Here is a 22,093-nt window from a genome sequence, read left to right as displayed (position 1 = left end):
AGATCAATTGGCTTTCATTCGAAGCTTTGTTTTCGGTCATAATTAGGAGCATGCCTATGAAGAGATGGTTTGTTTTGTTGATCCTGCTGCCGATAATCTCTTCGGCGCAAAATGCGACGATTAAAATCGATGTCGAAAGAATCGTCGGCGAAATCGACCCAAAAATTTACGGCGTCTTTATGGAGCCCATCAATTTCAGCGGCAGAAGAATGGGCCTGCCCGACACAACCTTTTTCAGCACGCTGTACGGCAGTTTGTATGATCCGGCTTCGCCGCTTGCCGATGAAAAAGGGTTCCGCCGCGATTATATCGAGGCCATGAAGGAACTCAAGATTACCAACATGCGCTGGCCGGGAGGCAATTTTGTAATGGGTTATGATTGGCGTGACGGCATCGGTCCGAAAGAGCAGCGGCCGGTGCGCATCAACCTGGCCTGGGGCGGCCGCGAGACCAATCAGGTGGGAACGGATGAATGGGTTGCCCTCAATCGGGCAATAGGCAGCGAAAACGTCGTTTGTGTCAACTTGGGCCTTGCCGACATACGCGATGCGTGCGCCTGGGTGGAATACTGCAATTATCCCAAGGGAACCTATTACTCTGACCTGCGCATCCGCTACGGCCATCCGGAACCATACAACATTCGCTATTGGGATCTCGGCAACGAGGTGGACGGCGCTCCCTGGGAGCTGGGCCACAAAAACGCCGACGATTACGTCAAACTAGCCCGCGAAGCCGCCAAAGCTATGCGCTCGGTCGACAAATCGATCAAACTGATCGCCTCAGGCTCCTCCTATTATGAAAGCACCGGCCAATGGGTGGAATGGAACCGCAAGGTGCTGGAAGGACTCGGCGACGTGATCGACTATATTTCCATTCATCGCTACTGGGAGAATTCGCCCGATTATTATACCTATATGGGCGCGAGCGCCATGGATTTCGAAGAAAAGATCCGCATACCGGCCGCCACCATCGAGACCGTTAAAGCCATGAAGGGTTTTACCCGCCCCATTTACATTTCCTTCGACGAGTGGGGTATTATGAGCCGAAATTTTCTGTCGGTCTTGCCGATCGCCCAATGCCTGAACTCTTTTCTGCGCCATGCCGACGTCGTCAAAATGGCCAATTTTACGATGCTCACTTCGCTGCTGAGCTCCGACCGCGAAAAAGGCACTTTTAAAACGCCTTTGTTCTACCTGTTCAAGCTCTATTCCAACAACTGCCGCGGCGTCTCGGTCGATGCTTTTGTTCGTTGCGAGAGGTTTGACACGGAAAAGTATAAAGGAATCCCTTACCTGGACGTCACCGCGACGTATTCTGAAGAAAGCAGGATTCTTTGCATTAATGTCGTCAACCGACATAAGGAAAAATCGATTACGGCGGAGCTGACCAGCGTTTCCGCCGCTTTTGACGGCAAAGCATCCGCCTATGTGGTCACCGCTAAATCGCTTGAAGAACCCTTTAGCTTCGACAAACAAAAGGATTATCTGCCGCTTGTACAGCCGGTTGAAAGCAAAGGAAAGACTCTCTCCTTTACTTTTCCGGCTCATTCTTTTACGCAAATTCAGGTTCCTCTCAAGGTCAAAGCTTGACGGCCGCGGCGATAATGTGACAAGACCGAAAAAGGAGGTAGAATGAAGGGACTTGCTTTTTTCTTAATCTTCGGCTTGGGCAGCCTGATCGGTTTTGCCCAGGAAATCCTGCCGCATGCACCGGAAGGATTCGATGTGTTTCGTCCGGAAATTGCTCACGGCAGGATCGATACGATCCGCTATCCATCCAAAACCGTGGGCACAACGCGCCGAGCGCTTGTTTATACGCCGCCCGGATTTTCCAAGAACGCCAAGTATCCTGTGCTTTATCTATTGCACGGCATCGGCGGCGATGAAAAGGAATGGCTGAACGGCAAGCCCCAGGAGATTCTCGACAATCTGTCCGCCGAAAAGAAAATTGTGCCGATGATCGTCGTCATGCCCAATGGTCGCGCCATGAAGGATGACCGCGCAGGCGGCAACATTATGGCGCCGGAAAAGGTGCAGGCTTTTGCGACGTTCGAAAAAGATCTGCTCAACGATTTGATTCCTTTTATCGAAAAGAACTACCCGGTCATCAAAAATCGCGAAAGCCGCGCCATTGCCGGTCTTTCGATGGGCGGAGGGCAGTCGTTGAATTTCGGCTTGGGTAATTTAGATACCTTCGCTTGGGTCGGCGCCTTTTCCGCTGCCCCCAACACCAAGGCCCCAGAAGAGCTGGTGCCTAATCCGGAAGCGGCGACAAAGAAACTCAAGCTGCTGTGGATTTCCTGCGGTTCGGAAGATAACCTGATCTCGATCAGCCGAAACGTTCATGCTTATTTGAAGGCTAAAAACGTGCCGCACATTTATTATATCGAGCCGGGCGGCCATGACTTTAAAGTGTGGAAAAACGGCCTCTATATGTTTTCGCAATTCCTTTTCAAGCCGGTGGATCCGACTGTTTTTTCTCGCTTCACCACACCGGAGAAAGAGGAAAAGCCTCTGGAAGGAGTGCCGCTTTCGACCAACATCCGAGGAGCCGAATTTCCGCGCATTCTTCCGGACAACCGCGTGATGTTCCGTATTAAAGCGCCGGAAGCCCGCTCCGTTCAGGTGGATTTGCTGAAAAAGTATGACATGCAGAAAAACGATGACGGCGTGTGGGAAGTTACAACCGAACCGATCGTCGAAGGGTTTCATTACTATTCGCTTATCATCGACGGCGTGGCGGTTTGCGACCCCGCCTCGCAAACCTTTTTCGGCATGGGTCGCTGGGCAAGCGGTATTGAAATCCCGGAAAAGGATGGGGCGTACTCCTTGCCTCAAGATGTGCCGCACGGCCAAATCCGTCAGATTCGTTACTACTCCAAGATTACACGCGAATGGCGCCGCGCTTTTGTGTATACGCCGCCGGACTATGACCAGAACTTGGAACGACGTTATCCGGTCCTTTATCTCCTGCACGGCGGCGGCGAGGATGAAACCGGCTGGCCTAACCAGGGCCGTGTCGACTGCATCCTGGACAATCTGATCGCTGCGGGTGACGCGGTTCCTATGCTCATAGTCATGGATCGCGGTTACGCAGACACGCCCGGTGCGCCGCGGAGTTCGGGTATGCGGTTTATGCAGAACACCGCTTTAGTCGACGTGTTTATGAAAGAGATCATCCCGATGATTGATCGGGAGTTCCGTACGTTGACCGATCGTGAGCATCGCGCCATGGCCGGACTGTCGATGGGCGGTTTTCAGACCTTTCAGATTACCTTGACGAATCTCGATCATTTTGCCTACATCGGCGGCTTCAGCGGGGCCGGCTTTTTGATGCCTGGTGCCGACATCACCGAGATGTACAACGGCGTCTGGAAGGATGTTGATGCGTTTAACAAACGGGTCAAGCTGCTCTTTCTCAGCATCGGCACCGACGAACCCGAACGAATGTACCAGTCCGTCAACAATTTTCACAAAGAATTGGAACGTATCGGCGTCAAACACATCTATTACGAGTCGCCGGGAACCGCCCACGAGTGGTTGACGTGGCGGCGGTCGCTGTACCGATTTGCCTCATTGCTTTTCAAATAACGCCTCCAAAGCAGCGGGCTGTTACAGCTTTAGCCCGCTGCTGATCCCAATAGCCTTCTTTCCGTTGATAAATTTCCTTATCTTTACACATTGCGGTTTATCGGCCGGCAGAACTTTGCGGCGGGAAAATCGCAACAATGAGAGAAGAGCCTTTACCATACTTTTAGGCAAAATAAAACGAGGTTTGCCGCAAACGCAATCAAAAGAGGCAACGCATGGCTGGGGAGATCTATGTAAGCACCGACATTGAAGCCGACGGCCCGATTCCGGGTCTTTATTCCATGCTCAGTTTCGGTTCGGCGGCTTATCTTCCGGACAAAACCCTGATCGGCACGTTTTACGCTAATTTGGAAACGCTGCCGGATGCCATAACTCACCCGCAAACTATGAAATGGTGGGCGGAGCATCCTGAAGCTTGGGCTGCCTGCAGGCAAAATCTGCAAAAACCCGAAGAGGCTATGCAGAACTATTTAAAATGGCTGAAACAACTCCCCGGCCATCCGGTATTCGTCGCTTATCCGGCCGCTTACGATTTTATGTTTATTTATTGGTATTTGATTCGTTTTACCGGTGAAAGTCCTTTTTCTCACTCCGCTTTGGACATTAAGACCTACGCCATGGCGATGCTCAAAGCGCCTTATCGCGAAAGCACACCGAAAAACATGCCGCCTTGCTGGTTCGATACGAATCGTCATCCTCATGTGGCCTTGGAAGATGCTATCGAGCAGGGAGCGCTGTTCTGCAATATGCTTGCGGCAAACGGCGCCGTCTGAATGGGCGGGAAAACCGAGGCCGCCGGCAAGCCTGCAGATTTCTCTCGGCGGTTGTTTGGCGGCAGCCGTCAGCGCATTTGCTTCCCTACAGCGGCAAAGGTTTCTGAGGCTGAGGAGACTTTTCTCAATAAATTTCCAAGAGTTAAAGGGGGGAAAACCGCCTTGACAATCGCGGCGGGTTTTTTTATATTGACGGCGGATCAGGCAGAACGGGCTGAGCAAGTGCAACAAGTAAAAGCGCGCGATAAACTCTCCATTTTGGGCATGACCTTTCATGCTCATCATGGATTCGAAGAACACGAGATTGAGAACGGCCAACGCTTTGAGATAGACGTCGAGATGATCGTCGACATCAGCCGGGCGGCGGAAACGGATATGCTCAGCGACACGGTCGATTATCGTCGCGTCTATCGGCTCATCAAAAGCATCGTATTGGAGCAGCGGTTTTACCTCATCGAAACGTTGAGCCAGCGAATCGCTTCGGCGATATTGGAATCGTTTGACGTGCAGGAGGTGACCGTGCGCGTCCGCAAACCGGTGGCGCCGTTGGGCGGGCTGGCGGAGGGAACGCAGATCGAAATCACCCGCAGCAAAGCGTGAAGACACCGGTCTATATCGGCTTCGGCGCTAATCTGGGCGATCGGCTGCATCACATCGCTGGGGCGTTGAAGCTCTTGATTCGACATCCTGCGTTGGAGCTTTATCGCCTCTCCGGCGTTTATGAGACCGAACCGGTGGGTGTAACGGATCAGCCGGATTTTTTGAACGGCGTCGCCGGTTTTATTACCGAGCTGACGCCGCAACAACTTTTGCGGCTTTGTTTGGAAATCGAACGGCTGGGCGGACGAGAACGGCGCGAACGATGGGGTCCGCGGACGATTGATCTGGATCTTTTACTTTACGGTTCAGCCGAGATTCACGCGGATGGATTGGTCATACCGCACCCGCGGCTGGCTGAACGCGCTTTTGTGTTGACGCCGCTGTTGGAAATAGCGCCCGATTTTTGTGTCCCGCGCTTTAACAAAACCGTGCGTGAATTGGCGGCAGAGACAACGGATCGTTCGCAAGTACGACATTATTTGGACTCCGAGCGACTCTTGAACCTGATCAGAGAGGCATAGGCGTGGCGGAACCAAAATATATCTGTATCGAAGGCGTCATTGGGGCGGGAAAGACCAGTCTGGCGCAGTTGTTGGCGGAGCATTTGGGAGCCAAGCTGATCCTGGAAAAGCCGGAAGAAAATCCTTTTCTGGAAGATTTTTACCGCGATCCCCGTCGGTTTGCCTTTCAAACCCAGTTGTTTTTTCTCCTCAGTCGCTATCGCCAGCAGCAGGAAAGTTTTCAGTACGATCTCTTTCACGAGTACACCGTTTCGGATTACCTGTTTGCCAAAGATCGGATCTTTGCGCATTTGAACCTCGATGATCGGGAGTTGATTCTCTATGACCATGTCGCCTCCCTGTTGGAGCGCAACATTCCCAAGCCCGATCTGGTCGTCTATCTTCAGTCGTCGCCCGAGCGGCTGATGGCCAACATCCGCAAACGAGGCCGCAGCTACGAGCGCAACATGAGTGAAGAGTACATCCGCTCGCTCAATGAGGCGTACAACCGCTTTTTCTTTCATTACAACGAGGCGCCGTTGCTGGTCATCAACAGCACGATGATCGATTTCGTTCATAATGAACAACATCTGCAGGAGGTCATTCGGCAGATCATGCGCTCGCATTCGGGCATTGAGTATTTCTCGCCTGCGGAAACGCAGTTTTGAGGCGAAGAAAGGAAGTAGGAAATGATTCGTTTATTATTAATTGCTTTTTTCATCTATTTCTTGGGACGAATGGCCAAAAACCTTTTGGCGCCGGAACCGCCCTCGGTAGAGATTCACGGCAAGCCGGATAAGCCCAAAGCAAGTGTGAACTCTGATGAGATCGAGGACGTCGAATTCAAAGAGATCAAATAGGTGCACGCCGATTGCCCATGAGAGAGCATCTCTCAAATCCTTCTCAGCAAGCCGTTGTTTTAGAGCAGCTCGAGATCTATCGTCGTCAGCAGGAGCGGCTGCAGCTGTTATTGGACGTCACCCGCAACATTACCCGCGAGCTGATTCTCGATCGTCTGCTTTTACGCATCATGGACGAGGTCAAGCAGGTTCTCGACTGCGAGCGCTGTTCGGTCTTTATCATCGATGAAGAGCGGGGTGAGTTGGCGACGCAGGTGGCGCACGGCGCTTCGGAGATTCGGTTTCCCAAACATCTCGGGTTGGCCGGCTATGTCGCTTCCACCGGCAGGGTGCTCAATATCCCCGATGCCTATCAGGATCCGCGCTTTAACCCCGAAATCGACAGGCAAACCGGTTTCGTCACCCGCAGCGTGTTGACCACGCCGCTGCGCAACAGCCGCGGCGAAATCATCGGTGTCTTTCAGGCGCTAAACAAGGCGGGCGGACCGTTTACCGATGACGACGTCGAGCTGCTGGAAGCGATCGGTGTCATTGCCGCTTCGCAGATCGAAAACGCGCAGCTCTATGAGGAGCAGAAAAAGAGCTTTGACAGCTTTATCGAGACGCTTGCCGGAACGATCGACGCGCGCGATCCTATGACTGCGGGTCACTCGCGCCGCATCGCCCTCTATGCAGATGAAATTGCCCTTATTGTGGCCCTGGATGAGCGTGAACGGGAGATCCTGCGCACCGCTGCTTTGCTGCACGATTACGGCAAAATCGCCGTCCGCGAAGCGGTGTTGACCAAAAAGACCACTCTGACCAGAGAAGAGTTTCTTCACATTCAGCGCCATCCTCTCTTTACCCGTTCGATTTTGGAAAAGATCAACTTTACGCGGCATTTGCGCGAAGTACCGCATATCGCCTCGGCGCATCACGAAAAACTCGACGGTTCCGGCTATCCCGAAGGCTTAAAGGGCGAAGAGATTCCCAAGCTTTCGCGCATCCTGGCGGTCTGTGACGTGTTCGATGCCCTCACTTCCGTGCGCCATTATCGCGACCGTCTTCCGATAGTGGAAGTGATGCGCATCATCGATGACGGAGCCGGTAAAGAGTTCGACCCGCAGTTTGTCGGGGCGCTCAAAACGGTCACATTAGATCGGCTGCTGCGCATTATGGAAAACGGTTTCTTTGCCCCAGCCGAAGAGGATCTTCGTCTGCTGTCCCGTTACAGCCTTCGTGATCTCTTGCAGGCAACCGTCGAATCAACCGATGCAGAGGGGCAGCTGCTCGTAAACACGTTTGACTTTTATTATTCTCGACGTTATCTCAGGGAACAGTTATGAAGCGAATCGAAACAGCCGAAGCACCGGCGGCCATCGGCCCATACAGCCAAGCGGTTGCCGCGGCTGGGACTATTATTTTTGTATCAGGACAGTTGGGGCTCGATCCGAAAACCGGCGAGCTCGTGGCCGGAATCGAAGCGCAGACCAAACAGGCGCTGCGCAATTTGGGGGAAATTCTGGCGGCAGCGGGGGCAAGCCGGCAAAACGTCGTCAAAACGACGGTTTTTTTGCAAAACATGGATGATTTTGCCGCGATGAATGCGGTCTATGCCGAGTGGTTCGGCGAAGCGCGGCCGGCGCGCAGCACGGTCCAAGTCGCCCGTCTGCCCAAAGGGGCGTTGATCGAAATCGAAGCAACGGCGGTCATTTCCTGAATGAAACGATCGGCGGCGGTTTTTCTGTTTTGCCTGGCAGTGGGCAGCGCGTGGGCTTTGAGCGCCGAACGACCGGACAGTACGAAAAGTCCCCGCGGCGCTCTCATACGCTCCTTAATTCTTCCCGGTTGGGGGCAATTTTACAACGGCAAATGGTTTAAAGGCGTATTGATCATCGGCGCCGAAGTCGGCTGCATTGCCAATGCGGTGATTATGGATCAATTGGCAAGGCAAACCGAAGATGAAAATTTGAAATTCTACTATACGGACAGCCGCAACTTGTCCTATTGGTTGCTGGCGGCGACGATCCTTTACAGCGCCGCCGATGCATACGTAGATGCGCATCTGGCCGACTTTGACGAATCACCGGAACTGTCGGTGCAGGCGACAACTGATCGGGAGCGCTTCCTGGCGGCGTCTTTTCGACGATGGCAGGTCACTTTGTCGATTCGTTTGTAAAGAAAAGCTATCAGGCTGCATGGAGGAGAAACGAGTGACGGCAGAGAAAGAGCGAGGTTCCTGGGGATCGAAATTGGGATTTATCTTGGCCGCGGCAGGCTCAGCCGTCGGCTTGGGAAATATTTGGCGGTTTCCATATGTGACCGGCCAGAACGGCGGCGCGGCGTTTGTATTGATCTATATTCTGTTTGTCGCAGCAATCGGTGTGCCGGTCATGATTGCCGAGATTGCTCTCGGACGACATACCCGTCATAGTCCGGTCGGGGCCTTTCGGACATTGGCGCCGCGAGGAGGGTGGCGGCTGATCGGCCTCCTCGGCGTCCTTACGGGCATCGGCATTCTCTCCTACTATTCGGTGGTGGCCGGTTGGACGCTCGGCTACTTTTTCAAGACCCTCATCGGCGCTTTCTCTTCTGCCGGATTTAATTCCGCCGAAGCACAACTCATATTCAACCGCTTCGTAGCCGATCCTTTTGCCGGCGTCGGTTACTTTGCCTTGTTTCTCTTTCTCAGCGCTATTGTGGTTATGGGCGGCGTTTCCGGCGGCATCGAAAGAACCGTCCGATGGATGATGCCGCTCCTCTTTATTCTCCTGTTGCTGCTGACTATTCGCTCCCTCACTTTAGAGGGCGCCGGGGCCGGTCTCAATTTTTACCTCAAACCCGATTTTACCAAATTGACGCCCAACGCCGTGGTCATGGCGCTTGGACAGGCTCTCTTTTCCCTCAGCCTCGGCATGGGCGCCATGATTACCTACGGCAGTTATCTGCACAAAAAAGAAAACATTTTTTCCTCTGCCGCCTATGTCTGTCTGTTCGATACACTGATTGCAGTCCTGGCAGGATTTCTTATTTTTCCCGCTCTTTTTGCCATGAATATCGATCCCGCTCAGGGAGCCGGATTGGTGTTCATCGTTCTGCCGACGATCTTTCCGCGCATGATTTTCGGCACACTATTCGGCGCCGCGTTTTTTCTCCTCCTGGCTATTGCTGCTCTTACCTCCACCATCTCCCTTTTGGAGGTTGCCGTGGCATATATGGTGGACGAACACAAATGGCGCCGCAGGCCTGCCGTCATAGCCATGACCCTTCTGGCTTTCTTTCTCGGCTTGCCGTCCGCCTTGTCTTTCGGCGTCGTCCAAAAACTCACCCAAATTCCGGGTCTCGGCGTCGGCTTCCTCGATTTGATGAACATCATCATGGGCAACTATTCGCTGACGCTCGGTGCTTTACTGGTATCGATTTTCGTGGGATACAAATGGGGGGTATCCGCCGCCTGCCGAGAAATCACAGCCGAGGGCAACAGCTTTCCATATCGTCGACTATGGGCTTTTCTGATCCGCTTTATCTGCCCGATTGCTATTTTGGTCATTTTTGTCTATATTTTGCTCAGCAAAAATTACTTTTAAGCCTTTGTCCGATTCCGGCGGTACCAAACAGCTTTTTTCCGCTTTTTCGGCGCGGGCGCAAAACAAGCAGCGTCGATTTCTTTTAAACAGCAAGGAGCGAATTCTCGGCAGGCTTCGATTCTGATGCGGCATGTAGGATATCTAAAAGAATTTAATTGCGCTCGGCTCAATAACAAGGATGACCGCCCGGTTTTGGCTTATGGCTGCTTAAAGGAACCGTTATGACTCGCGAGGAAGCTTTAGCGATCGTTCGTCCGCGATTTTCGAACGCCAATCTGTTCAAGCATGTTTTGGCCGTCGAGGCAGTGATGCGGGAACTCGCGGAACATTTCCAACAAGATGTCGAACAGTGGGGGTTGATCGGCCTCCTGCACGATCTCGACTATGAAGAGACCATGAATCAACCGGAGAGGCATACGTTGGTCACGGAAGAGCTCCTCAAACCGTATCAGCTTCCCGAAGAGATCATTACGGCGATCAAAGGACATAACAATATGGCGCCGCGGGAGACGCTTGCCGCCAAGGCGCTTTATGCCGCCGATCCCGTAACCGGACTGATCGTCGCCGGCGTCCTCATGCACCCGGAAAGGCGTCTTGCCTCGGTCGATGCCGACTTTATCCTGCGCCGCTTTAAGGAAAAGAGCTTTGCCCGCGGTGCAGACCGCGATCAGATTCGTTCCTGCGAGCAAATCGGCTTGACGCTGCCCGAGTTCATTTCCCTCTCCATAAACGGCATGCGCCGCATTGCCGATCAATTGGGGTTCTGAAATGAGGCCGCGGCGGGTCTTTTTTTCGGCTATTCTGCTTGTCTTTTCCGCTGCTCATGCCGAAGAGGCCTTGCGCGCCCGCCTTGTCGATTCGGTCTTTGGCGCCGATAAAGGCCATCATTTTGCCGCCTGCGCCATGATCTGTGCGACGGCACACTATGCCGCCATGCAGGAGTTCGGCATGAGCAGACCGCGCAGTATCGGATTTTCGATCGGCATCGCCCTTACAGCCGGTGCCGCCAAGGAAATCTACGACAAACGCTCCGGCAAAGGCCATGCTTCATGGCTGGATCTTGCGGCAGATACGGCGGGTATTGCTCTCGCAGCTTTGCTTTTGAATGTACCTTTTCATTGATGCAGGATGAAAACAGAACAAAGGTTAGATAAACCAGAGTCCAATTGCGGAACTGTCGCGGTCTTTAATCACTCGGAAGCTGCGCATTTGGTTTACTTAGGACTTTATGCCCTTCAGCACCGCGGCCAGGAGAGCGCGGGAATCGTCAGTTCCGACGGCAGCCGCATTTACAAGCACGTCGATCGCGGCCTGGTTGCCGACGTCTTTGCCGATCAGAACCTACTGCGCTCACTCAAAGGGCACATCGCCGTCGGCCACAACCGCTACTCTACGACCGGCAGCACGACAGTGAGCAACGCACAGCCCTTGCTCGCCAACACCAAGATTGGACCTCTGGCCGTCAGTCACAACGGCAATTTCACCAATTCGGGCCTTCTGCGGCGTGAGTTGGAAGAGAACGGCTCGATCTTCCAGACCACTTCGGATACCGAAGTGCTTATCCATTTGATCGCCCGCTCAAAAGCGCCGACCGTAGCGGAAAAGATTGCCGAGTCGCTTAACCGAATTCGCGGCGCCTATTCGATTACGCTCATGCTGCAGGACCGTATCTTTGCCATGCGCGACCCGGACGGCGTGCGGCCGCTCTGCCTCGGGACCCTGAACGGCGCGTTTATCGTCGTCTCCGAAACCTGTGCGCTCGATTTGATCAGCGCCGAATATGTGCGCGACATACAGCCGGGAGAACTGCTCGAAATCTCCGCCGAAGGCTTGATCAGCCGTCGGTTCGCCGAACCCACCTCCGGGCACCGCTGCATCTTTGAGTTCATCTATTTTTCCCGTCCCGACAGCCGCATCTTTAACGAGAACGTCGATAAAGTGCGGCGGAAACTGGGCAAGAACCTGGCGCTAGAGAGTCCCGCCGATGCCGACATTGTCATTTCGGTGCCGGACTCGAGCAACACCGCCGCGGTCGGTTACTCGCGCCGCTCGGGCATCAAGTTCGAGATCGGCCTAATCCGCAATCACTATATCGGCCGCACCTTTATCAGCCCGCAGCAGCCGATGCGCGATTTCGGGGTCAAGGTGAAATTTAACGCCGTCAAGGGTGTGCTGAAGGGTCGGCGGGTGGTCGTTGTCGAAGATTCGATCGTGCGCGGCACCACGCTGCGCCAGCTCGTCAGACTGATTCGCCAAGCCGGAGCCGCCGAGGTACACGTACGCGTCAGCTCCCCGCCCATCATTGCTCCCTGCTTTTACGGTATGGATTTCCCCAGTCGTGAAGAACTTATTGCCAATCAAAAAACTGTCGAGCAGATCCGTGACTATCTCGGCTGTGATACGCTTTGCTATCTTTCGCACAAAGGCCTGCTCGACTCCGTCCCCATGGAAGATGGCGGTTATTGCACCGCTTGCTTTACCGGCGACTATCCGATCCCGGTCGAAGAAAACATCGGCAAATACCAGCATGAATAGACTGCCTGATTACTTTTTCCTCACCCGCCCAATTTTGTTCTTCCCCGGCTGGGCCACCTTACTGGCAGGTTTTGCCGCGGCATTTTGGCCTAAACAACTTGTTCCTTTTTTTCCCCCGCCTGCGTTCTCACCCTTGTATTGGCATCCCCGTCTGGCTTTGGCCATGTTGAGCTTTGCTGCGGCAATGGGCGGATGTTTTATTCTCAATCAATTGCAGGATATACATTCAGATCGAGAGAACAACAAGCTGTTTCTTATTGGGGAAGGTGTGGTTTCGCTGCAGGCGGCACGGATCGAGGCGGGATTACTTCTTCTGCTTTCCTTCCTTACCGCAGCCCGAATAGGCAGAGAATTCCTTTTTTGCACGGTGATTTTTATTTTGATCACCGGCGCGCTTTATAATTACCGTCCATTTAGCCTGAAAAACCGTCCCCTTGGAGGATTGACGGCCAATATCCTGATGGGATGGCTGGCGTTTGCTTTGGGCCGCCTGCTCATTGTGCCTTTCGATATCGAGTTGTTCGTTGCCTCTTTGCCTTATGTCTTTTTCAATACCGCGCTTTATTTTTTGACCACCCTGCCGGACTATGACGGCGACCTTGCCGCCGGCAAAATCACTTTTCCTGTGCGTTACGGCAAAAGCTTTACTATCTTGATCAGCGCCGCCTGTTGGGCGATCGGATTGACACTTGCCGTTTATCTGCAGAATTATACCATGACAACCGTATCGGCCGTAACCGGTTTTTTTATGGTTAGGCTGCTCTCTAAAAGAACCGTTGAAGTTGCCGTCGTGACCCTTAAAGCCGGCATTGCCGCTCTCGCCTTGACGATGTGCTTGTTCTTTCCCGCATTTTTGCTTTTATTGATCGTGCTCTTTTTCTCTACACGCTATTATTATCGAAAACGGTTCAACTTTGATTATCCTAATTTTCGAGGTCGATAATGCAGCGGCGTTTTGCGGGAAAATTGCTTTACGATCCCTCTTTGTGCGACTATTGCGGCACCTGCGTGGGCGTCTGTCCGCATGATGCCATTGAGTTGGAAGAGAGCGAATTCTCAGTAATCGAAGAGCGATGCACGCGTTGTCTGGCCTGCGTCTTTGTCTGTCCTGTGCGCGCCATGGAGGCTGTTGATGAAGAACAGTTATGACGTCATCGTCGTCGGCGCCGGTCCGGCCGGCTCCGCCGCCGCCCGCCATGCTGCTCTTGGGGGTGCGTCGGTACTTTTGTTGGAGAAGGATCGTGATATCGGTGTACCCGTGCGCTGCGCAGAGGGCGTTACCGAAGCGGGTTTAAAGAACGTTCTGGAAGAAATCGATCCGCGCTGGATTATGCATCGCGTGAACAAGGTCATGTTCCACTCGCCGTCCGGTATAGAGGTGGAGCTCGATTTCAATCAGACGGGGTACATCCTAAACCGCAAACTTTTCGACTATGACTTGGCTCAGCGGGCTGTTGCAGCCGGCGCCGATGTCCTGACAAAGGCTTATGTTTTCGATCTGCTGCGCGACGGATCCCGTATTGCCGGCGTCAAGTTCAAGAGCTTGGGCCGTACCTTTACCGTCTCGGCCAAAGTGGTCATCGGCGCCGACGGCGTTGAATCGCGCGTGGGACGATGGGCGGGACTCAAAACCCGCACCAAGCTGTGCGACATGGAGACTTGCGCGCAGTATTTAGCCGGAAACATCGACGCCTCCGAAGATCATTTGCACCTTTATTTTTCCAATCGAACGGCGCCGCAGGGTTATCTGTGGATTTTTCCCAAGGGCAACGGCGTGGCCAACATCGGCCTCGGAATTTCCGGCGAGGCGGCAAGGGAAAAGCCGCCGATCGCCTATCTGCAGGAATTCATGGCGGAACACTTTCCGCAGGCCTCCGTATTGAGCACGGTGATCGGCGGTGTTCCGTGCGATCAAACGCTCGAGCAGATCGTTGCCGACGGCCTCATGCTGGTCGGCGATGCGGCTCACCAGGTCAATCCGATCACCGGAGGCGGAATCGTCTCGGCGCTCTTGGCGGGCAAGATCGCAGGTCAAGTGGCGGCCAAAGCTGTTGCTTTGGGCAGTGTCGGCGCCAAAGTCCTGCAGGAATATCCGCGGCAATGGTCCAAGTCGGAAGGAAAAAATCATGCGATATTTTACAAATTAAAAAGCTATATTTACAAGCTGAGCGACGAAGAACTGGACGATATCGCCCGCGCCGCATTGGGGGTCCCGCTCCCAAAGCGCAGCATGCTGACGCTCTTTCGTGCCGCCCTGGTCAAAAGGCCGTCGCTGATTCTGGATGCGGTCAAAGTGTTTACCTGAAAAGGACTCTATGAAAAGGATCGGCATCATCCAAGTCATCAAAGAAGACACAAACAAATTCGCTTTGCCCAACCTGTTTACCGTGCTGCGGCTGGTCTTTTTACCGTTCATCCTCTTTTTCCTCTGGCAAGGCACACGGCAAGGGGACATGCTGGCGCTCATTTTTATGCTTGCCGCCTGCTGCACCGATTTTCTCGACGGTTACCTGGCCCGCCGGTTGAACAAAAAGAGCGATCTCGGCCGTATGCTCGATCCCTTGATCGACAAGATCAGCGTGGACGCCGCCATGCTGGTGCTGACGGCGCAAAAAGGTCTGCCGTTTTGGTATGTCACCGTGGTCATTTGCCGAGACCTGTTCCTTCTTCTCGGCGGAACCGTAGTCATTTCCAAAAAACGGCTTGTTATCGAATCCAACATGCTCGGCAAAACTACCGCCACTGTTTTTGCCTTGGTGATCATTACCTACACCCTCAATCTGCCCTACATCAAGCAGGCGCTGATGTACATTTCTCTGGTGTTGGTGCCGATGACCGTCATCGGCTACGTTCACAAGTATTATGACGAGCTGAGGCGTCTTTCCAAACATAAAAGAGCGGCTGTCGAACCGGTAAAGCATGTTTGACCTGCTGGCCAAATTTACCCAGGGCCTTGCCAAGACGCGGCAAGGATTTGTCGAAGGATTGGCGCGCATCACCGGCGGTCGTGTAATCGACGAGTCGCAAATGGAAGAGCTCGAGGAATTGCTCTTGTTAAGCGATATCGGTGTGGACACCGCCGAGAGGGTCATTGCTTCGCTTCGTCGCAGATTAAGAGAACAGGACGCAGCAGGCGATCTCGTCGAGCAGTTAAAGGGAGTGCTGCAGGAGCAGCTGCAGGTCTCGTCTTTGACGCCGCCGACCAAAAAACCATGGGTGGTCAGCGTCGTCGGCGTCAACGGCTCCGGCAAGACGACAACCATCGGCAAGCTTGCGCACTACTACCGTGCGCAAGGCAAAAAAGTGCTTCTGGCCGCCGCCGATACGTTTCGCGCCGCTGCGATCGATCAACTGCAGATTTGGGCGGAAAGGGCAGGCGCCGAGCTGATCCGCACCCAACCCGGTGCCGATCCGGCCGCCGTCGCTTTTGACGCCCTCAAAGCCGCCGTCGCGCGCGACTGTGACGTGCTGCTCATTGACACCGCCGGACGTCTTCATACCAAATCCAACTTGATGGCCGAGCTGGCCAAGATTCATCGCGTGCTGAAACGGCAGGATGCCGAGGCGCCGCACGAGGTGCTGTTGGTGCTCGACGCCGCCACCGGCCGCAACGGCCTGACCCAGGCAAAGCAATTCCTCGAGGCGGCGGGTGTAACCGGCCTGGTCCTGACTAAATTAGACGGAACGGCCAAAGGCGGCATTGTCTTTTCCATCTCGCAGGAACTCGGCCTGCCCGTCAAATTTATCGGCGTCGGCGAGCAGATCGACGACCTCGCTCCTTTTGATCCCAAAACCTTTGTCGATGCATTATTTCAGTGAAAACAGCCTTTATCAATCTCGGTTGCCCTAAAAATCAGGTCGACTTGGAAATTATTCTCGGTAGTTTATCGGTTGAGACTGCCCAATTGCAAGACGCAGACGCCGTAATCATCAACACTTGCGCGTTTATCGAAAGTGCCAAGCGTGAATCCATTGACGCCATTTTCGAGGCGGTCAGCGTTAAAGAAAAACATCCCGAGCTGAAGATCATCGTTTCCGGCTGTCTGCCCCAGCGTTATCGCGACAAAATCAAAGCTCTCATACCCGAAGTCGATCACTTTGTCGATACCCGCGAAGCTGAACTAACTGCTGAAGAAATCCGCCGATATCTAAAGCTCCCCGTCAGACCCCAGGGTCGCCGTCTGCTTTCGCCTTCCCATTATGCTTATCTGCGCATCGCCGAGGGCTGCGACAATCGTTGCGCCTATTGCGCCATTCCGCTCATCAAGGGCGGCTATCGCAGCCGGCCGGCTGCAGAGATCCTTGCCGAAGCGCATCGTCTGGCGGAGCAGGGCGTCAAAGAGCTGCTGATCATTGCTCAGGATACGACAAACTACCGAGATGAGGACGGCATCGACCTGCCGCAGCTGCTCGCCCGCCTTGAGACTGTTCCCGGCGTCCAGTGGATTCGATTGATGTACACGCATCCGGCGCATTGGAGCGATCGGCTTATCGAAGCCTTTGGCGATTTCGAAAAAGTCGTTCCTTATGCCGACATTCCGATTCAGCATATTTCTGATGCTCTTCTTCAGCGCATGAACCGCAAAACTACCCGCGCTCAAATCGAAGAGCTGATTGATCGTCTGCGCCGCCGTGTTCCCAATATTGCGCTGCGGACCACTCTGCTCGTCGGTTTTCCCGGCGAGACCGATCGTGATTTTGAAGAACTGATCGATTTTGTCGAAACGGTCCGCTTTGATCATCTGGGCGTATTCACCTACTCCCGCGAAGAGGGTACGCGCGCCTACCGCATCAAAGACGACGTGCCGGAAGAAGTCAAGCTGGAGCGACAGCAGGAAATTATGCGGCGGCAGATCGAAATCGCCGAAGAACGCAACGCCGAATGGATCGGCAGGACCGTCCGCGTCCTGGTCGATGAAAACGATGCACAAAGCGGTATCGCTTATGCGCGCAGCTCTTACCAGGCACCGGATATAGACGGCAATATTCTTCTCCCGCCAATTGTTGCAGCAGGTGAATTCCGCACGGTCAAGATAACCGACTTTGAACTGTTCGATCTGCGAGGGGAAATAATCGATTAGGAACTTTACACGGTTTAGGCACGTGAAAAGAAATGGAAATTTTATGAGGTCATTAGTATGAAGGTATTGCGTTTTTGGCTGTCTATTGCGCTGCTCGGCTTTCTGCAGGCAGCGGAAATCGGCCCGCCGCCCATTCATCACGATGTCGCCGTGTTTGCCGCCAAGGATCGATTGGACCACAGCCTGACGAGCATTTCCGTCGAGACCGTGTTCGATGATCTGCAGTTTGTTAAAGCCGACAGCGGCTTTCAGGCGGAGTACCAGCTTTCGGCCATTATTTATCAGGGCAAGGATCAAGTCGACGGCAAGACCTGGAAGCAAAAAGTCACTGTCGGCAGCTATGACCGTACCAACAGCCGCAACGAAGTTGACTTGGCCGGCATCACATTCGATCTGCCGCCCGGAGAATATCGCCTGACACTGACGAGAGAAGATTATGCAACAGGGAAGTCTCTGTCCGTGACCGATCGCTTTCGCGTCGAGGATTTTTCCCGCGCGCCGCTCGCGCTCAGCGACATCTCTTTTGCCAGACGCGTCGAAATGAAGGACGGCCGCGTCGAAAGCATTGTGCCGGAAGTAACCAACCCCTATAAAGGTCTGGCCTCACCCTCGTTTGCCTATTTCGAGGTTTATGCGCAAAAAGCCGAGCGGCCTGTGGAGATACATTATGAAATCACCGGCGAGAAAAGCGGCGTCGCGGTCAAGCGCGATTTTATTCTGCCGTTGCAGGGTCTGAGGACCGCCATAGCCCTCCCTCTGCCGATCGACAGTCTGCAGCACGACGGATACCGCCTGGCGATCAAAGTTTCGGATGGGAACCGTAAAGCCGAAACGAAAAAAGAGTTCTTTATCCGTTGGCCGGGATTACCACGTAACGCCAAAGATTTGAATTTAGCCATTCAGCAGCTCCAGATTATTGCTTCACCGGAAGAGTGGAAAAAACTCAAGCGCTCGGCCAAAGAAAATCAGGTTGAAGCCTTTTCGCGCTTTTGGGCTGTGCGGGATCCGTCGCCAGGCACCGAATACAACGAAGCGATGGAAGCCTACTATCAGCGCATCAATTACGCCAACGAAACTTTTACCGTCATGGGGCGCGAGGGCTGGCGAACCGATCGCGGCCTTGTGTTTATCATCCTTGGGCCGCCCGACGAGGTGATCCGCAACGACTATCCGTCCAACTCCAAACCGTATCAAATCTGGCAGTATTACTCGATCAACCGCCAATTTCAGTTTTTCGATCGCAGCGGTTACGGTGATTACGAACTGCTCAATCCGGTTTCGCTGTATGAACTGCAACGCTTCATCCGCTGGTAGGCCGCTTGGGGTTTGGAGGATTTCGAACGGGCTTGCCGGACCGCATTGCTCATTTGTAACGGTCGTCTGCCGATGAAGTCTCTGAAGCGCTTTTGTAACCGCATTCAAAAGCCGCCCCGAGTCCAGGTCGGAGACCTCATCGGTATTGTTTCGCCGTCCGGCTTTTTGAATGACGACAGGATCCTGCGCCTCGAAAGCGGAATCGTGCGGCTGCAGGAAATGGGCTTCAGGGTGCGGACCGGCCGTCGGCTTTTCGATCGAAAAAGATACCTGGCCGGAGAAGATGCGGATCGTGTCGCCGATCTGAACGAAATGCTGCGCGATCCGACCGTGAAAGCGGTGCTCTGTTCGCGCGGCGGCTTCGGCGCCGGCCGCATTCTGGATGCCGTCGACTATAAGGCGGTTCGGCAAAATCCAAAAATTTTCATAGGATTTAGCGACGGGACGGCGCTGCAGGCGGCGTTTTATCTACGGTCACAGCTGGTCACTTTTTCCGGCCTTATGGCGGTCGAGCTCGCGGAAGCGTCAGAAGATAGTCTGGAACTCTGGCGCACGATGCTTTGCCGAGACACTGCCGGGGTGGTTTTAGAGTCGCCGACTTTTCGAACCGTAATCGGCGGTGTGTCGGAAGGAATACTGCTCGGCGGCTGTCTTTCGATTCTGGTTTCGCTTTTAGGTACGCCGTTCATGCCCGACCTAAGCGGCACCCTCCTGGTTCTTGAAGACGTCGGCGAGCCGCTGTATCGCATCGACCGTTTTCTGACGCAGCTGCGTCTCTCCGGCGCCTTGAAAGGAGTAAGCGGCGTCGTTTTTGGTACGTTTGTCGGCGAACCGGCGGTGTCGATGGAAGAGCTTGCGGAGGTCGCTTACGAGCATTTGTCCTCGACCGGTATTCCGATCTTTTGCGGTTTGCCTTACGGCCATTTTCCGCAGCGGCTGACGCTGCCTTTCGGTGTTCGCGCCAAAATGGATGCGAATCGCGGAACAATCACTTTATTGGAATCGGCAACAGTATGAAACGAGCAGAACCTCTTCGTTTGGCGGTCTTGGCCTCGGGCCGCGGCTCCAATCTGCAGGCCATCCTCGATCATATTCGCAAGGGCACGCTCGATGCCCGCGTCGTCGCCGTCATCAGCAATAACGGCAATGCCGGCGCGCTGGAAATTGCCCGCGCAGAAGGAATCCCTGCCCATCACTGGTCGCGTCGACAGTTTGACAGCGACGAAGAATATGAAGAAACGGGACTACGGCTTTTGCAGGAGTGCGGCGCCGAACTGGTAGTTCTGGCCGGTTATATGAAAATCGTACCGGAACGAATCGTACGGGCTTTTCAGCATCGAATCCTGAATATCCATCCCGCTCTCCTTCCGGCTTTCGGCGGCAAAGGCATGTACGGCCATTTTGTTCACCAGGCGGTTATCGACTATGGCTGTAAAGTGACGGGAGTCACGGTGCATTTGGTCGATGCGGAATACGATACCGGTCCTCCGGTACTGCAGCGATGCGTGCCGGTCATGGATGACGACGATGCTGAGACTTTGGCTGCCCGCGTGCTGAAGGTCGAGCACGAAATTTATTCCGAGGCCATTCAACTTTTCGCCAAAGATCGAATCCGCATCGAAGGCAGGAGGGTCAAGATTCTTCCTAAAGAGTAAACAAACCGTTTCGGTCAGGAATCGCAGAAAAGCAAACAAGAAAGGAAAAACTGTGGACACGACTATACCGATCAAGCGGGCACTTTTGAGCGTGCACGACAAAACCGGTCTGTTGGAATTGGCTCAGCTGTTGCGTCAGTTCAATGTGGAAATCATCTCTACCGGCGGCACATTTAAAACCTTACACGAGGCCGGCATTTCGGTCGTGCCGGTATCCGAAATCACCCGTTTCCCCGAAATTCTCGGCGGACGCGTCAAGACGCTGCATCCGGCCATTCACGGCGGGATCTTGGCCAAAAGAACCGCCGAACAGCTGGCCGAACTGGCCGAGTATCACATTGGCCTCATAGATTTGGTAGTGGTCAATCTCTATCCGTTCGAAAAAACAACAGCTCAACCTGATGTCACGCTCGAAACGGCGCTGGAGAATATCGATATCGGTGGTCCGTGCATGATCCGGGCCGCGGCAAAGAATTTTACCGCCGTCACGGTGGTTGTGGATCCTTCTCAATATAGTGAGCTGTCACAGGATCTTATTTCCAATAACGGCGGCGTTTCTTTAGGCCTGCGGCAAAAGTTCGCCCTCGAGGCTTTTCGCCGTACCGCTGCTTACGATCAAGCCATCGGATCCTATTTGGCTGGGCTATCAAAAGAGGAAAAGGATCGCATGCCGTCCTTTTTCTCGTTGGATCTGGTTAAATCTATGGATCTTCGTTACGGAGAAAATCCGCACCAACGGGCGGCTTTTTATGTCGAGCGGGCAAAGCCGGTGCACGGCATTGCCGCGGCGCGGCAACTTCACGGCAAAGAGCTTTCCTACAATAACCTCCTTGATCTGAGCGCGGCAATTGGTCTGGTGCTTGAATTTCAGCAGCCTGCCGTTGCGATCATCAAACACACCAACCCCTGCGGGGCCGCCCTGGCCGACGACCTTGCCGAGGCCTACGACCTGGCATTAAGCACCGATCCGGTCTCCGCATTCGGCGGCATTGTCGCTGCAAACCGCGAGATCGGAGCCGCCGTTGCCGCCAAAATTGCCGAGGTGTTTACCGAAGTCGTCGTGGCGCCTGCCTTCTCTGCCGAAGCTCTGGAAATATTGACCAAGAAAAAGAATTTAAGGCTGATCGAATGGCCTGTCGAAATGCCCCCGCAGGCGTGGGATATCCGCAGCGTCGACGGCGGCCTGTTGGTGCAGGATCGCGACCTGGGTTCCTCGCCGCCGAGTGAGTGGAAAGTGGTCAGCAAACGCCAACCCACTGAAGCCGAGCGCCGTGCGATGGAATTCGGCTGGCGCGTCGCCAAATGGGTGAAAAGCAATGCCATAGTCTATGTGAACGAAAATAGAACCCTGGGCATCGGCGCCGGACAAATGTCGCGCGTCGATTCGGCCAGGATTGCAGCCGAAAAAGCGGCGGCCGCAGGTTTGAGTTTAAAAGGCTCAGTGGTCGCCTCCGATGCCTTTTTCCCGTTCCGAGACGGCATCGATACGGCGGCTCGCGCCGGAGCGACCGCGGTCATCGAACCGGGCGGTTCCGTGCGCGACGATGAGGTCATTCAAGCTGCCGACGAACACGGCATGGCCTTGGTGTTTACCGGCAGACGGCATTTTCGCCATTAAT

Annotated in this window: 24 protein-coding genes; all 24 read left to right on the top strand. The window is 54.1% G+C overall.

Annotated elements, in window-relative coordinates:
- The first annotated feature begins 56 nt into the window (after positions 1 to 56).
- The 24 genes from ONB24_03845 (at position 57) to purH (ending at position 22,092) form a co-directional block, all read left to right on the top strand.
- Positions 57 to 1,589: an alpha-N-arabinofuranosidase gene (locus ONB24_03845; protein ID MDZ7315236.1), complete on the top strand. Its 1,533-nt coding sequence runs from the start codon at positions 57 to 59 to the stop codon at positions 1,587 to 1,589.
- A 42-nt stretch (positions 1,590 to 1,631) separates the two neighbouring features.
- On the top strand, positions 1,632 to 3,590 hold the full coding sequence (locus ONB24_03840) for an alpha/beta hydrolase-fold protein (protein MDZ7315235.1): 1,959 nt from the start codon (positions 1,632 to 1,634) through the stop codon (positions 3,588 to 3,590).
- Positions 3,591 to 3,805: 215 nt separating this feature from the next.
- Positions 3,806 to 4,363: a 3'-5' exoribonuclease gene (locus ONB24_03835; GenBank protein MDZ7315234.1), complete on the top strand. Its 558-nt coding sequence runs from the start codon at positions 3,806 to 3,808 to the stop codon at positions 4,361 to 4,363.
- On the top strand, positions 4,364 to 4,963 hold the full coding sequence (gene folB / locus ONB24_03830) for a dihydroneopterin aldolase (protein MDZ7315233.1): 600 nt from the start codon (positions 4,364 to 4,366) through the stop codon (positions 4,961 to 4,963).
- Positions 4,960 to 5,484, top strand: a complete 525-nt coding sequence (folK, locus tag ONB24_03825; protein MDZ7315232.1) for a 2-amino-4-hydroxy-6-hydroxymethyldihydropteridine diphosphokinase — start codon at positions 4,960 to 4,962, stop codon at positions 5,482 to 5,484. The genes folB and folK overlap by 4 nt, the downstream gene beginning before the upstream one ends.
- A gap of 2 nt (positions 5,485 to 5,486) precedes the next feature.
- Complete coding sequence (locus ONB24_03820; GenBank protein ID MDZ7315231.1) at positions 5,487 to 6,131, top strand: deoxynucleoside kinase; 645 nt, start codon at positions 5,487 to 5,489, stop codon at positions 6,129 to 6,131.
- A gap of 21 nt (positions 6,132 to 6,152) precedes the next feature.
- Positions 6,153 to 6,323 (top strand): hypothetical protein, encoded by a 171-nt coding sequence (locus tag ONB24_03815; protein ID MDZ7315230.1) that lies wholly within the window; start codon positions 6,153 to 6,155, stop codon positions 6,321 to 6,323.
- A gap of 17 nt (positions 6,324 to 6,340) precedes the next feature.
- Positions 6,341 to 7,648, top strand: coding sequence for a GAF domain-containing protein (locus ONB24_03810; protein MDZ7315229.1), 1,308 nt, complete (start codon positions 6,341 to 6,343; stop codon positions 7,646 to 7,648).
- The gene (locus ONB24_03805) at positions 7,645 to 8,022 is read left to right on the top strand and encodes a RidA family protein (GenBank protein MDZ7315228.1); all 378 of its coding nucleotides are present in this window, start codon (positions 7,645 to 7,647) and stop codon (positions 8,020 to 8,022) included. The genes ONB24_03810 and ONB24_03805 overlap by 4 nt, the downstream gene beginning before the upstream one ends.
- Positions 8,023 to 8,481, top strand: coding sequence for a DUF5683 domain-containing protein (locus tag ONB24_03800; GenBank protein MDZ7315227.1), 459 nt, complete (start codon positions 8,023 to 8,025; stop codon positions 8,479 to 8,481).
- 34 nt (positions 8,482 to 8,515) lie between these two features.
- On the top strand, positions 8,516 to 9,889 hold the full coding sequence (locus ONB24_03795; GenBank protein ID MDZ7315226.1) for a sodium-dependent transporter: 1,374 nt from the start codon (positions 8,516 to 8,518) through the stop codon (positions 9,887 to 9,889).
- Positions 9,890 to 10,110: 221 nt separating this feature from the next.
- Complete coding sequence (locus ONB24_03790) at positions 10,111 to 10,656, top strand: HDIG domain-containing protein (GenBank protein MDZ7315225.1); 546 nt, start codon at positions 10,111 to 10,113, stop codon at positions 10,654 to 10,656.
- A gap of 1 nt (position 10,657) precedes the next feature.
- Positions 10,658 to 11,011, top strand: a complete 354-nt coding sequence (locus ONB24_03785) for a hypothetical protein (GenBank protein ID MDZ7315224.1) — start codon at positions 10,658 to 10,660, stop codon at positions 11,009 to 11,011.
- A 6-nt stretch (positions 11,012 to 11,017) separates the two neighbouring features.
- The gene (gene purF / locus ONB24_03780; GenBank protein MDZ7315223.1) at positions 11,018 to 12,424 is read left to right on the top strand and encodes an amidophosphoribosyltransferase; all 1,407 of its coding nucleotides are present in this window, start codon (positions 11,018 to 11,020) and stop codon (positions 12,422 to 12,424) included.
- Complete coding sequence (locus ONB24_03775; GenBank protein ID MDZ7315222.1) at positions 12,417 to 13,367, top strand: UbiA family prenyltransferase; 951 nt, start codon at positions 12,417 to 12,419, stop codon at positions 13,365 to 13,367. The genes purF and ONB24_03775 overlap by 8 nt, the downstream gene beginning before the upstream one ends.
- On the top strand, positions 13,367 to 13,573 hold the full coding sequence (locus tag ONB24_03770) for a 4Fe-4S binding protein (protein MDZ7315221.1): 207 nt from the start codon (positions 13,367 to 13,369) through the stop codon (positions 13,571 to 13,573). The genes ONB24_03775 and ONB24_03770 overlap by 1 nt, the downstream gene beginning before the upstream one ends.
- The gene (locus ONB24_03765) at positions 13,557 to 14,729 is read left to right on the top strand and encodes an NAD(P)/FAD-dependent oxidoreductase (protein MDZ7315220.1); all 1,173 of its coding nucleotides are present in this window, start codon (positions 13,557 to 13,559) and stop codon (positions 14,727 to 14,729) included. The genes ONB24_03770 and ONB24_03765 overlap by 17 nt, the downstream gene beginning before the upstream one ends.
- A 10-nt stretch (positions 14,730 to 14,739) precedes the next feature.
- Complete coding sequence (pgsA, locus tag ONB24_03760) at positions 14,740 to 15,351, top strand: CDP-diacylglycerol--glycerol-3-phosphate 3-phosphatidyltransferase (protein MDZ7315219.1); 612 nt, start codon at positions 14,740 to 14,742, stop codon at positions 15,349 to 15,351.
- Positions 15,344 to 16,243 carry a signal recognition particle-docking protein FtsY gene (ftsY, locus tag ONB24_03755; protein ID MDZ7315218.1) on the top strand — a complete coding sequence of 300 codons (900 nt, stop codon included), beginning with the start codon at positions 15,344 to 15,346 and terminating at the stop codon, positions 16,241 to 16,243. Before pgsA ends, ftsY begins: the two co-directional genes overlap by 8 nt.
- Complete coding sequence (gene rimO, locus ONB24_03750) at positions 16,240 to 17,505, top strand: 30S ribosomal protein S12 methylthiotransferase RimO (protein MDZ7315217.1); 1,266 nt, start codon at positions 16,240 to 16,242, stop codon at positions 17,503 to 17,505. Before ftsY ends, rimO begins: the two co-directional genes overlap by 4 nt.
- Positions 17,506 to 17,562: 57 nt before the next feature.
- Positions 17,563 to 18,819, top strand: a complete 1,257-nt coding sequence (locus tag ONB24_03745; GenBank protein MDZ7315216.1) for a GWxTD domain-containing protein — start codon at positions 17,563 to 17,565, stop codon at positions 18,817 to 18,819.
- 72 nt (positions 18,820 to 18,891) lie between these two features.
- A complete protein-coding gene (locus tag ONB24_03740) occupies positions 18,892 to 19,836 on the top strand; it encodes an LD-carboxypeptidase (GenBank protein MDZ7315215.1) in 945 nt (314 codons plus the stop codon).
- The gene (gene purN, locus ONB24_03735; GenBank protein MDZ7315214.1) at positions 19,833 to 20,474 is read left to right on the top strand and encodes a phosphoribosylglycinamide formyltransferase; all 642 of its coding nucleotides are present in this window, start codon (positions 19,833 to 19,835) and stop codon (positions 20,472 to 20,474) included. The genes ONB24_03740 and purN overlap by 4 nt, the downstream gene beginning before the upstream one ends.
- A gap of 52 nt (positions 20,475 to 20,526) precedes the next feature.
- A complete protein-coding gene (gene purH, locus ONB24_03730; GenBank protein ID MDZ7315213.1) occupies positions 20,527 to 22,092 on the top strand; it encodes a bifunctional phosphoribosylaminoimidazolecarboxamide formyltransferase/IMP cyclohydrolase in 1,566 nt (521 codons plus the stop codon).
- The last annotated feature ends 1 nt before the right edge of the window (position 22,093 follow it).

The sequence above is a fragment of the candidate division KSB1 bacterium genome (assembly GCA_034505495.1).
Classification (GTDB): domain Bacteria; phylum Zhuqueibacterota; class Zhuqueibacteria; order Residuimicrobiales; family Krinioviventaceae; genus Fontimicrobium_A.
This window is presented reverse-complemented; position numbering and strand designations above follow the sequence as displayed.

What these genes read in the sequence shown, in the direction of transcription:
- ONB24_03845 (MDZ7315236.1), top strand. Translation starts at nt 57, where the DNA reads ATGAAGAGATGGTTTGTTTTGTTGATCCTGCTGCCGATAATCTCTTCG.
- ONB24_03840 (MDZ7315235.1), top strand. Translation starts at nt 1,632, where the DNA reads ATGAAGGGACTTGCTTTTTTCTTAATCTTCGGCTTGGGCAGCCTGATC.
- ONB24_03835 (MDZ7315234.1), top strand. Translation starts at nt 3,806, where the DNA reads ATGGCTGGGGAGATCTATGTAAGCACCGACATTGAAGCCGACGGCCCG.
- folB (MDZ7315233.1), top strand. Translation starts at nt 4,364, where the DNA reads ATGGGCGGGAAAACCGAGGCCGCCGGCAAGCCTGCAGATTTCTCTCGG.
- ONB24_03815 (MDZ7315230.1), top strand. Translation starts at nt 6,153, where the DNA reads ATGATTCGTTTATTATTAATTGCTTTTTTCATCTATTTCTTGGGACGA.
- ONB24_03810 (MDZ7315229.1), top strand. Translation starts at nt 6,341, where the DNA reads ATGAGAGAGCATCTCTCAAATCCTTCTCAGCAAGCCGTTGTTTTAGAG.
- ONB24_03805 (MDZ7315228.1), top strand. Translation starts at nt 7,645, where the DNA reads ATGAAGCGAATCGAAACAGCCGAAGCACCGGCGGCCATCGGCCCATAC.
- ONB24_03800 (MDZ7315227.1), top strand. Translation starts at nt 8,023, where the DNA reads ATGAAACGATCGGCGGCGGTTTTTCTGTTTTGCCTGGCAGTGGGCAGC.
- ONB24_03790 (MDZ7315225.1), top strand. Translation starts at nt 10,111, where the DNA reads ATGACTCGCGAGGAAGCTTTAGCGATCGTTCGTCCGCGATTTTCGAAC.
- ONB24_03785 (MDZ7315224.1), top strand. Translation starts at nt 10,658, where the DNA reads ATGAGGCCGCGGCGGGTCTTTTTTTCGGCTATTCTGCTTGTCTTTTCC.
- purF (MDZ7315223.1), top strand. Translation starts at nt 11,018, where the DNA reads ATGAAAACAGAACAAAGGTTAGATAAACCAGAGTCCAATTGCGGAACT.
- ONB24_03775 (MDZ7315222.1), top strand. Translation starts at nt 12,417, where the DNA reads ATGAATAGACTGCCTGATTACTTTTTCCTCACCCGCCCAATTTTGTTC.
- ONB24_03770 (MDZ7315221.1), top strand. Translation starts at nt 13,367, where the DNA reads ATGCAGCGGCGTTTTGCGGGAAAATTGCTTTACGATCCCTCTTTGTGC.
- ONB24_03765 (MDZ7315220.1), top strand. Translation starts at nt 13,557, where the DNA reads ATGAAGAACAGTTATGACGTCATCGTCGTCGGCGCCGGTCCGGCCGGC.
- pgsA (MDZ7315219.1), top strand. Translation starts at nt 14,740, where the DNA reads ATGAAAAGGATCGGCATCATCCAAGTCATCAAAGAAGACACAAACAAA.
- ftsY (MDZ7315218.1), top strand. Translation starts at nt 15,344, where the DNA reads ATGTTTGACCTGCTGGCCAAATTTACCCAGGGCCTTGCCAAGACGCGG.
- ONB24_03745 (MDZ7315216.1), top strand. Translation starts at nt 17,563, where the DNA reads ATGAAGGTATTGCGTTTTTGGCTGTCTATTGCGCTGCTCGGCTTTCTG.
- ONB24_03740 (MDZ7315215.1), top strand. Translation starts at nt 18,892, where the DNA reads ATGAAGTCTCTGAAGCGCTTTTGTAACCGCATTCAAAAGCCGCCCCGA.
- purN (MDZ7315214.1), top strand. Translation starts at nt 19,833, where the DNA reads ATGAAACGAGCAGAACCTCTTCGTTTGGCGGTCTTGGCCTCGGGCCGC.